The organism is Planococcus sp. ISL-109 (assembly GCF_018613655.1).
Taxonomy (GTDB): domain Bacteria; phylum Bacillota; class Bacilli; order Bacillales_A; family Planococcaceae; genus Planococcus.
In genome coordinates, this window is the sequence record NZ_JAGGPW010000028.1 from 1 (window position 1) to 10,495 (window position 10,495).

Sequence of the window (10,495 nt, forward strand, 5' to 3'; positions counted from 1 at the left end):
AAAAAAGAAAATCCAACTAGGTTCCAATGATATTAACACGGCAAGAATAACAAATTGCTTCAATATATACGAGGAACCGAGGATACAGGAGTCGGAAAAAGGAAAGCCATCTTCTTTGGAGGATGGCTTTTTACGTTCTGAAATATTGATGTAGACAACAGAGGAATATCTACACTAATAAAAATATAGAAGCTAACCCAGTAGGTTTGCTTCTATATTTATAAAAATGTAAAGAGAGCGTAGGATTTCATTGGGCAATCCCTACCAAAAAGATTCCACATTTTAAACATAAAAGCAAAAAAGATTGCATCTATGGGTTTAGGGAAAACGAGGATCAATAATATGAAGGTGAGCATCGAATATTTTATGCATAATCTCATTTCTTTTCTTGGGATTTTTTCTAGAGGTCTTAATTTCTGCAGGTAATGTATTCTCTAAAATGCCTACCGATTAAAGGTAAAGAAAAAGGTCTTAAGACAGAAATTTCCTTATCTAATAAGAAAATTCCAATAGCCGTGCCTGTTTATGCTTTTACGCTAGCTGTTCATCAATATAAGACTTTGCAGCTTCAGGATTACCAATTACCTTTTGTTCCCGCAAGTTGTCTTTTTGCAATTTATCAATTGCTTTCTTCAGCACTTCTTCCTCCAGCTCTTGAGGAATTACAACTACCCCATCAATATCTCCCTTGATGATATCTCCTGGACGAATCACTGCATTTCCACAAGAAATCGGAACATTCGTTTCTCCCGTTCCGTGTTTGTCACTTGCAGCTATGGTAGTTCCCTTGCAGAAAACAGGAAAGTCCATATCTTGTATCCCTGCTAAATCTCTAATGGCACCATCGATTACAATCCCACCTAGGCCTAGGGTTTGAGCTAAACCAACTATAAAATCACCGCAAGAAGCGTTTTGCAAGAAGCCTTTTGCATCTATTACTAGTATATCTCCTTGATTTGCTTCTTTGATTGCCTTTAACACAACCTTATTGTCCGCTGCTCTAACCTTAACTGTGTAGGCTCTTCCACACAGTGTGAGATTTTCTTTAACCGGTTTGATTGATTGGTCCATATTTGTTAATCCAGATAGAGCATCCGATATACAAGTTGTTGGGAGATCTTTAAATTCTTCTGTTTTTGAACTCAATATATACACCTCATTCGTCAGTTTTTTTAAGATTCTTCTAATCACTAGAGTTGTTTATACAAAACTATCTGAGGGTCAGGAAAACATTTATATGTCATCAAAGTAATTCATATACTTACTTTCTAACATCTTAATTTCATCTCTTCCGCAGAAACAATTTGCTTCCCATCAAAATGGCCACACTTTTCGGTGTTAATTGATCTTCTAATTGAATAGTTGATACACTTGCTTTTTTAGATTCTGTCACTGTCCGAACCACGTTAACCGCGTCTCCAAGCCCGGTATCCCCATCTGCTATAATCAGGATTTCAACTGCATCACAAATATATTTAACTTGATCTAGTACTTCTTTGAACGAAATCAATCCTACATCCGCCACACCTAACATTTTATTGGATAACCCCGAACCGGTTGTATACACAACAGGAAATGCTGCCTCCTCAATCAGCCTAGCTGTTATGACTTTTGCTGCTCCAGGAGCCACAATAATTCCCCTAGATTTTTTAATCATGTAGATTATCATATTAAGTCGAACGGCTAGAAAATAAAAATAGCTCAAGTGGGTACACTGTAGTTAACGCGAATCAACTAAAGGAGTGTCCCCAAATGAGCTATGCCCATATCGTATCACGGGAACGTGTGATAATCGAGAGTTATTGACTGGAAAACAAATCGCTGTCCTATATCGCCGCGAAGTTGAAACGAAGCAAGAGCACCATCAACTATGAACTGAAACGCTGTCAGCCGTATAACGCCCTTTTGGCGCAGGCTGACTACGATATCAAGCGAGAAAATTGCAGCTGTAGACGATCCGTCAATTCAGAAGACGTCGACTATATTCTGGCCAAACTCAAGCTGGGCTGGTCGCCTGAAAGCATCGTGGGCAGGTACTGGAAAACGCACAAGAAACCCTTTCCCCTCAGTATTTCAAGTATTTACCGATACGCAGCGCTCGGCCTGTTCAACCTGTCCCAAAAGCTGTTGATCCGCAAAGGGAGAAAGCTGAAAAACAACGTCACGGATACCCGGGGCAAGATGCCCTATCTGAAAAATATTCATGCGCGCCTGGCGCCTCGAAGCCAAGTGGGGCACTGGGAAGCCGATACCGTCATCGGCAAGTCGCACAAGAGCCAGATCCTCACCTTGACCGAATGCACCACCCGATTCAAGATTGTCTACAAGCTGTCGGCGAAGACGGCCAGTGAAACCGCGCAGGCCATTATCCAGGTGTTGAAAAACCTGCCAAAGAAAGTGGTGAAGTCCATCACCGCCGACTGGGGCAAGGAATTTCATCTGTGGGAAGAAGTTGAGAAAGGACTGGAAGTTCCGTTTTACTTCGCCGATCCTGGCGTGCCGGGCCAGCGCGGCACCAACGAAAACAGCAACGGTCGCATTCGCTGCACGTATTCCAAAGGAACCGACTTCAGCCGGATGACCCAGAAGGAGATCCTGGACTTTCTCTTGGTCTTCAATCAGGTCCCCCGAAAAGTACTGAACTACAATACGCCGTTTGAGGTATTCATGAGCTACTTGCCGTGTTCGACTTGAATTGACAATTTACGCATACTTAATTTTCTTTTGAGATCTTCAAAGGTTTTTGCAAAGTCGTTGATGATAGGAATATGTTTAGTGTATATTTCTCTTGCTTGTTGTTCGATTTGACTCATTTTTCTTCCTCCTATAGTTCTGTAAACCTAACCTTTTTCAAGGATTTATTAATGTTCTCTTTTATTATATCTTAATACCGTTATTATAAATCGCCGATTGTAAAATTAAGCTAGACAATTAAAAAAGCCATCCGTGGTACACTCAACATGTATTTTCCGACCAAAGAAAAACATAGGAGTGACCACGAATGACCTACACCCATCTTACCACGGACGAACTGGTGATGATAGAAGCGTACTATCATCAACATACACCTGTAACGAGAATAGCTGAACGCCTGAATCGTTCCAGGCAGCCGATTTATAATGTCATCAACTTCCTGAAATCAGGTCACACAGCCCTCGAATTCTACACACAATACAAGAAAAATAAGAAGCGCTGCGGACGACAGACAATCGTCTTGCCGGAGAAACAACGGGCCTATATTCAAGACAAGGTGGCTCAGGGCTGGACACCTGATGTCATTGTTGGCCGCGCAGAGACGGTCGTTGATTGTTCCATCCGCACGCTTTATCGGATGTTCAAAAATCGTGTCTTTGACGAAGACACACTCCCGATGAAAGGGAAAAGAAAACCCAATGGCCACCAGGAACGCCGCGGAAAGCAGGCGTTCAAACGGCATATCTCGGAAAGGGAATCCGATTATCCTTCTTTCCAAAAGAGTTCGGGCACATCGAAGGCGACACCATTGTCGGCGCCCGCCACAAAAGTGCGGTGATCACGCTGGTCGAAAGGCGTTCGATATTGAAGTCGCTTTGAACCAGTGGTTTCAAGGAGTCCCGAGAAATCTGTTCAAATCCATCACGTTTGATTGTGGGAAGGAATTCTCCTCCAATTGGAAGCCGCTGTGCAACCGGCACGATGTCTCGATTTACTTTGCGGACCCCGGGACGCCTTCTCAGCGCGCCTTGAATGAAAATTCCAACGAGCTCCTTCGAAAAGACGGCTTGCCAAAAGAAATGGACTTCAACCAGGTGGAGCAACCGTTCATTTCCTCGGTGGCTGACAAGCGGAATCACATCCCACGGAAGTCGCTGGATTACCGCACACCCTTGGAGGCATTTTTGAGTCACCTGAATGGAGTAGATTTGTCTAGCTTATATTGACAAACGGAAATATTAGTAAGGCATGTCTGAGCTTAATTTGAAAATACAATTTATAAATTATAATCCCTATCAAAAACGATGGTTTATAAGAGTCAGAGAAGAAGGCGTCAATTTTCTGTCACTTTAAGTGCTATTTTGCGCCTTATTTAATCGTTATTTTGCATAAAAAAGCTATCTTTCCTCTTTTGTGGGAAGATAGCTTTCGTGTTTATTTAACACCGATGACTAAGCTGTCACGTGCAGCTTCGACCACTTCTGTTGTAATTGAAGTAAGCTGATTGATTTCTAGGATTCTTTCAATTTGTGTAAAAAGCCGTTGAATGAGCCGGAAATTCCCGTTTGTAATTTTGATAATACTGGCTAAGGCTTCATAATCTGCAAAATCCTCTAATTGAATGTCTAATCCAGGTTCCTTCCATTTATAGGCTAACAAATGGTGCGTTTCATCTTTACTTAATCGATCAAATTCATGTGCAAATCCGATTCGCGAGTATAGCTGAGGATACCGAGACAATCTTTTTTCGATGCCCGGCATACCGATGAATATCATCGCTATATTGCTTTGATCGTAAATATCCCGAAGTTGTTCTAAACTCTGCAGTTTTAGACGATCAATTTCATCTATTATAAGTAAGTTGATGCCCTCAAAAGAATTGGCCGTAAATTGTTCCTCTTCCCCGGTAATCTTAGAACGATAGACAGACTTCACCATATTTAATTTACTATCCATTAAACCAATTGCATTTGTCATTTTAGAAGCACTTACTGCAGGTGCCGTATAAAAAAGCGTATGGCAATCGAAAATTTTTTCATCCGCATGAACGCCAATTGACTCGCTGCCCCCATAGCTGATTTGCTTCTCTAAGTAATCCCAATTCGCATAATAGCGAGAAGAAAGGGTCTTTCCTACACCTGGTAAACCGTAACAGACGCCCATATATTGATATTTGATACAGGCATCACAGAATTCAGCAAAGCGCTTGTATTCCTTCGTTTCAATAAAAGTGGGTGTATTATTCATTGAAATACCTCTTCAATGACAGTTGTCTCCGGCTTAAGATGCCCTTTCAGTATGCATTTACGTTGATTTCGGGCAGCAACAATTTCTTTGAGGTTGACTGTATACCCGGCAATTTCCGGACAGATGGCTGTACATAAATAACGATCCTCATAAAAGACTCGGATTTCAGCGAGGTCACGTGGATCGTAACGAATCACAACCGATTCACCGACATAGGCAGCAAGATTGGGATCGATGAAGCGTAAGGCTTGAAAGTGAATTCCATCTGAGTGAACTTTTCTGGCTTTGGCAACATGCAGCAGCAATAAATCAAGGCTTTCTAAACTCTCCGGCATGTTCGGCAAAAAGCCGTCAGCATTCCACGCAAGAATCGGTGCTTTTTTCGTTGTGCTATGAAGGCGGTGATGATAAGTGTAAACGATAAAATTACCTACTTTTTCATCAAGCTCTTTCATAGTCAATAGATGAGTTTCATGGTCATTTCCCAAATAACCCGGCAAATCTTGCAGCAATAATTGGTTGATGCTCAAAAAGAAACGCTCGATTTTCCCTCGTCCTCTTGGTTTTCCAATGGCCGAGAACACAAGGTTAATCTTCAAGTCAATTGCTACTTGCTCCAAGTGATTCGATGTAAAGTCGCTGCCATGATCCGTATAAAATTGCTCGGGAATCCCACAGATGGACCAATCTTTGTTTCTTTTACGCCAGATTGCTTGATGCAACGCAAGTGCCGTTTGAATAGCTGAAGGGGCTTGGAAAGTAACGTAATAACCGGCAATAGCACGACTAAACTCGTCTAAAATAACGGTTAACCAAGGTCGCTCTGGCTTTCCTTTTTCATTCATTACTAGAATATCGAGAAGTGTATGGTCGGCTTGCCAAATTTCATTGGGATAGCTGGCTTCTCTGCGATGGATTAAATCAAACTGGTTTTCATATGTTTTTTGACCCTGATGAGCCAATACTTTCAAACTTTCCGAGAGCGACTTTGAAACCTTATCAACTTGATAATAACTTGGTTGTTGCCAGTCTTTTTCCTGGCATTGCACACAGATCATTCGATGAATGGATGTTAGTGAATTTCTTCTATACTTCAAAATCAATCGCTCAATTGCTGCGACAACTTCGGGACTGAGCTGTATAGAACCTGAATCGCTTCTCGTTTTTCGGATTAACCCTCTCAATCCGAATTGGTCGTAATCTTGAATCCAATAATGCAACGTTCTTTTCGCAATACCCGTTTCTTCTGCAATGCTCGACAAGGTTTTCTCGAATTGAAGATACGGCGCAATGATTTGATACTTGGCCATGGCTGTTTGTCGTTGTTCTTCTGAAGAACCAGTTAATGGAGGTCGCACGTTCTGCATAAGCAGCAACCTTTCCAATTTACTGTTTTTCCAAATAACGATAAATGGTGGTTCGGGAAACATTCCATTTTTCAGCCACATCTTTGATTGGTGTTCCATTATTAATTAAAGAACGCATCATCTCAATATCTTTTGTTCCAAACTTCTCCGGTCTTCCTCCAAGACGCCCTCTTGCTCTGGCAGCTGTTCGTCCTGCCGCCGAACGTTCCTCAATCAAGTTCCGTTCAAATTCGGCAAATGCCGCAAATAAGTGGAACATCAATTGTCCTGTTGCATTGCGTTTATCCATCGTCAAATTTTCCTGTAAACTATGGAAGGCCACACCTCGTTCATTTAATGCATTCACCAATTGAATCAAATCCTGCATATTTCGCCCCAAACGATCTAATCGCCAAACGACAATCGTATCTCCTTCACGTGCATAGTGAATTGCTTCCTCTAAACCGGGACGTTGTTTTTTCGTTCCACTCATTTTGTCGTGAAATGTTTTATCGCAGCCGTAAGCTGTTAAGGCATCCATCTGTAAATCCAGATTTTGTAATCCTGTTGACACGCGCGCATATCCAATTAACACCCAATCACTCTTTTCCTCTTTTTCTATGAATTGATTGTACAATAAGATAAAATTCGAACGGTTAGTGAACATAGAATAATGTACAGGGTTTTATTACGTGAAAGGTACAAAAAAAGATCCTTTTCTAATCGGCCAGTGCCGTGTCCAGAAAAGGACGAGTTTTGGAACAAATAATAACTTCTACAAAAAATAGAATTTTATTTATGAACTACAATAACAGATAGCAAATGTGTGCTTTTTTATTTTGTTCAGCAATCGGGCCAATTGTCGATAATCACTTGGTAGTAAGATATTAGTTAGTATAAAGATTGTATATATTTCACTCAAACTAATTCAATTTCAGCTGGAACAATGTGAAGGAGAAAGGTTCCCTGAATATGATAAAGGAATACATGGGAAGGATTATCGACTTCGGGATTTCCTGTAATTATGCTGGAAGAAAAAATGACCGCGTGTACTTTGTACAGTAATTCATTTATTTTTGTAAGATATTTGAACTTATCGCGTCTTATATGTAAGGAGGTGAAATGGTGACACAGCTTGAGGATATTTATAATAAATATTTTAAAGATGTATTTTTATATGTGTATAGTTTATCTGGTGATAAGCATATCGCCGAAGATATCACGTCGGAAACTTTTATGAAGGCATTAACATCGCTAGACAGTTTCAGAGGGGATAGTGATATCCGTGTTTGGTTATGCCAAATCGCCAAAAACAGTTATTATTCTTATTTGCGTAAGAGGAAAAGCTTTGTAGATTTAGAGTCCCTTCCAGAACAAGCTAATGAAGACAATGTAGAACAAGAAATAACCACTTCAGAATCGTCTATGAACGTACATGAAATTATCCAAAATTTAAAAGAGCCCTATAAACAAGTATTTACGCTCCGTGTATTTGGAGAACTGTCATTTAAGCAAATTGGCAAATTGTTTGCAAAAAGTGATAACTGGGCTTGTGTTACTTATCACCGTGCTAGAGAAAAAATTAAAGCGCGATTGGAGGATTATCGATGAAAATCAGCTGTAATGTGATTAGTGATCTACTGCCTTTATATGTCGAGAATATGACAAGTCAAGATACTAGAGAAATCGTTGAAGAACATATTGCTTCTTGTGAAAACTGCAAAAAACAACTTGGAGAAATGAGACCGCTTGAAGAACTGCCAATAGATACCGACATAGCTCCCTTAAAAAACATACAAAATACATTGCGAAGGGAAAAGCTACAAACGATTATTCTTTCAGTCATGCTAACATTGGTTTTAGCAATGATTACGATGGCTTATCTGACAGCGCCAGCATACATTTCTTATAATGAAAATGCGGTTTCAATCATTGAAAGGGATGACGGAACTGTACTCTTGAATTTTAGTGAGGAGGTCTCCGGATTCCATGTAAATCAACATCCAGCAGCAGACAATTCAGGTTATGTCTATGATATAACTACATGGGAAACGATTTGGCACCAGAAAATAAGCAAAAACAACCTAGAGAATACTGTCTTAAACCCTAATGGAGAAACGGTCGCCTCAATCTATTATTACAATACCGATGGAAGTGAAAATATTTTAATGTATGGAGATCCCATAACGGATGGTTCTATCATTACGTTACCTCGGCTAGTTTTAAACTACTATGTGATGTTTGCTATAGGATTTTTACTTATTTGTGGAATTGGATTGGCCATATTCCGTAAGAATGAAAAAATAAGAAATGGACTAGAAAAAATTATTCTATTACCTTTCTCCTACCTGTTTGCTCACTTACTTATAATGGGTTTTCACTCTACATCTTACCTTGCTGGACGAGACTTTTATGCAACATTATTAGTCGCAATTTCTTTATATTTTGCGTTGATAGCTGGAAGGAACATATTAAAAAAATTATCAATCAAGAAGCCGAAAAGCACTTTATAATAGTCGTTGCTTTCACTGGTTTATACTAGACTCACCAATCAGTAATTCTCTTCTTAATTTCAGTTCTATTTTACTTTATACGAAAAGGTTTAATGATGATGGATTCAATTTCTAAAACATGGCCAAAAAGGATCCTTTAAATTGGTTGAACACCCAAATACTACTGTTCAGGGTAAGTTGCAGAGATAAACTCATTATTTCTTATTAATGAGTCTATCTTCAACAAACAGGCGCTATTGCTGAACAATGAGCAGTCACTTTTTCACTAAATGGATTAGAATAGTTCTAAAATAATTAAGTAACCTAGCTAATCTTCTCATGTGAAGGTAGCTAGGTTTAAAGTTGAATGTGCAAAATAACAATTAAAATAAGCGCAATTTATCGGTCAAAGTGACAATTTTCTTCTCTGGCTCTTTTGCTTTGTCCCAATACTTTTTTCAAAATCAATCTATCATAAATGTTGTTTCACAATGATTTTGAAAAGAAATGGGGAGGCAGAAAAATGACGGATTTCAAGTTGGCAACTCACCAGGACACTCTGGAGACTCAGAAACGTTACCACAACAGAAAAATTCATATTGAAAAGAAAATGGAGGAAATCCCAAAACAATATGAGGGCGATATTCGGAGATACAAGAACTATTGCTGCAACACAGCCCAAGTAATTGGCGCAGAGGCGATGCTTGATTATTTGTACATCTAACTGACTGATCAGCAAGTTAAGAAAACAACGTGGGAACGCCGGCTGGCAGCTATTAGAAAGTACTTGAGTGTCATCCATAAAATAGATCTCAAAGGACAGGCTGGTGTGGCATATGAGCTTTCGGGGATACGGAAAATGTACCAGGAAGATCAATATGCTCATTTGACACAAGTTCGAGGAAAGTCGGCCCTTGATAAGAAAGAGTTGATGGATATGCTCCATTGTCTCCCGATAAGAGCAAAGGCGATTTGTTTAGTCAATCTAGTAACCGCTAACAGACCTAGCGAAATGGTGCGGTTAAAAATAAGTGATTTCGATCTGAACAACAAATGCGTGCATGTTTATTTGAAAAAGCAAAAAAGATGGCATACGAAACGTCTCACGCAGGAAGTTACCCAGGCAATCGACGGTTACATACGCGAATACCATCTGAAACCAGATAATTACTTTGTGGGAGGGTGTATAAGAATGGACGCTATGAAAGCACAGCCATCAGTGAAATCGGGTACTATAGTTTTTTGCAGCGTTGGACGGGGCTTACCGGGTACAACTTCAGGAAAAGCCAAGTGGTAGCGATGCACGCCGCCGGTGCAGATCTATCAACTATCGCGCAACAAACGGGCCATCAATCGCTGGATCTGAAGGAACCATTGATAAATATTTATAAAGAAATGCATGATCAAAATGAATTTTAGAAAGTAAAAACAGGAAGGGGCTGTTGCTTTTTGTGGCAGTTCTTTTCTGTTAATGCTGTTTCATAATGTCTAAAAGTTGATGGTATTGTTTGTCCAGGAATTGACGGATATAATGTCCTTAATAACTCTGGAGAAAGGAAAAGACGCCTCCCTGAGTGTCGGCTATTACCAGTATCTCGACGGGAGACGTCTTCCAAAAAAACACTTAAATAGTGTTCTGCCAATTGCTCCTCGGTCATCTTTCTGGAGTCGCGCAACAGGGCGTCATAGCGTTTTGGAAAACCGATCGTCTTTTTT

The 10,495-nt window shown here is 40.1% G+C and carries 13 protein-coding genes and 1 pseudogene; 7 read left to right on the forward strand and 7 right to left on the reverse strand.

Features of this window, described 5'->3' with window-relative positions; all coding sequences use genetic code 11:
* Positions 1–531 precede the first annotated feature (531 nt).
* Positions 532–1,146 carry an RraA family protein gene (locus J7E21_RS14880; protein WP_215109185.1) on the reverse strand — a complete coding sequence of 205 codons (615 nt, stop codon included), beginning with the start codon at positions 1,144–1,146 and terminating at the stop codon, positions 532–534.
* A gap of 136 nt (positions 1,147–1,282) precedes the next feature.
* A complete protein-coding gene (locus J7E21_RS14885; protein WP_215109187.1) occupies positions 1,283–1,657 on the reverse strand; it encodes an isocitrate lyase/phosphoenolpyruvate mutase family protein in 375 nt (124 codons plus the stop codon).
* Between the two features lie 149 nt (positions 1,658–1,806).
* Here J7E21_RS14885 and J7E21_RS14890 point away from each other — a divergent pair, with 149 nt between their 5' ends.
* Complete coding sequence (locus J7E21_RS14890) at positions 1,807–2,694, forward strand: IS30 family transposase (protein ID WP_353047797.1); 888 nt, start codon at positions 1,807–1,809, stop codon at positions 2,692–2,694.
* Here the strand turns inward: J7E21_RS14890 and J7E21_RS14895 are convergent.
* Positions 2,673–2,813: a hypothetical protein gene (locus J7E21_RS14895; protein ID WP_215109205.1), complete on the reverse strand. Its 141-nt coding sequence runs from the start codon at positions 2,811–2,813 to the stop codon at positions 2,673–2,675. The two genes, J7E21_RS14890 and J7E21_RS14895, sit on opposite strands and share 22 nt — an antisense overlap.
* A gap of 188 nt (positions 2,814–3,001) precedes the next feature.
* On the opposite strand from J7E21_RS14895, the pseudogene J7E21_RS14900 reads away from it, so the two are divergent.
* Positions 3,002–3,920, forward strand: a pseudogene (locus tag J7E21_RS14900) (IS30 family transposase).
* A gap of 208 nt (positions 3,921–4,128) precedes the next feature.
* On the opposite strand, the gene J7E21_RS14905 reads toward J7E21_RS14900, so the two are convergent.
* The 3 genes from J7E21_RS14905 to J7E21_RS14915 are packed head-to-tail and all read right to left on the reverse strand — an operon-like array spanning position 4,129 to position 6,882.
* Entirely contained in the window at positions 4,129–4,941 is an 813-nt protein-coding gene (locus tag J7E21_RS14905; protein WP_215109207.1) for an AAA family ATPase, read from the reverse strand.
* Positions 4,938–6,371 (reverse strand): Mu transposase C-terminal domain-containing protein, encoded by a 1,434-nt coding sequence (locus tag J7E21_RS14910; RefSeq protein ID WP_251048050.1) that lies wholly within the window; start codon positions 6,369–6,371, stop codon positions 4,938–4,940. The genes J7E21_RS14905 and J7E21_RS14910 overlap by 4 nt, the downstream gene beginning before the upstream one ends.
* Complete coding sequence (locus J7E21_RS14915) at positions 6,328–6,882, reverse strand: recombinase family protein (RefSeq protein WP_215109210.1); 555 nt, start codon at positions 6,880–6,882, stop codon at positions 6,328–6,330. Before J7E21_RS14915 ends, J7E21_RS14910 begins: the two co-directional genes overlap by 44 nt.
* Before the next feature lie 527 nt (positions 6,883–7,409).
* Here J7E21_RS14915 and J7E21_RS14920 point away from each other — a divergent pair.
* The 5 genes from J7E21_RS14920 (at position 7,410) to J7E21_RS16395 (ending at position 10,198) form a co-directional block, all read left to right on the forward strand.
* Entirely contained in the window at positions 7,410–7,898 is a 489-nt protein-coding gene (locus tag J7E21_RS14920; RefSeq protein WP_215109213.1) for an RNA polymerase sigma factor, read from the forward strand.
* Positions 7,895–8,800, forward strand: a complete 906-nt coding sequence (locus J7E21_RS14925) for a zf-HC2 domain-containing protein (protein ID WP_215109215.1) — start codon at positions 7,895–7,897, stop codon at positions 8,798–8,800. The genes J7E21_RS14920 and J7E21_RS14925 overlap by 4 nt, the downstream gene beginning before the upstream one ends.
* Positions 8,801–9,302: 502 nt before the next feature.
* Positions 9,303–9,503: a hypothetical protein gene (locus J7E21_RS16385; protein ID WP_251048051.1), complete on the forward strand. Its 201-nt coding sequence runs from the start codon at positions 9,303–9,305 to the stop codon at positions 9,501–9,503.
* 213 nt (positions 9,504–9,716) lie between these two features.
* Positions 9,717–10,076, forward strand: a complete 360-nt coding sequence (locus J7E21_RS16390; RefSeq protein WP_251048053.1) for a tyrosine-type recombinase/integrase — start codon at positions 9,717–9,719, stop codon at positions 10,074–10,076.
* Positions 9,962–10,198 carry a hypothetical protein gene (locus tag J7E21_RS16395; protein WP_251048054.1) on the forward strand — a complete coding sequence of 79 codons (237 nt, stop codon included), beginning with the start codon at positions 9,962–9,964 and terminating at the stop codon, positions 10,196–10,198. The genes J7E21_RS16390 and J7E21_RS16395 overlap by 115 nt, the downstream gene beginning before the upstream one ends.
* Here the strand turns inward: J7E21_RS16395 and J7E21_RS14935 are convergent.
* Positions 10,195–10,495: hypothetical protein (locus tag J7E21_RS14935; protein WP_215109218.1), on the reverse strand; the 301-nt coding region annotated here is incomplete at its 5' end. The genes J7E21_RS16395 and J7E21_RS14935 overlap by 4 nt on opposite strands.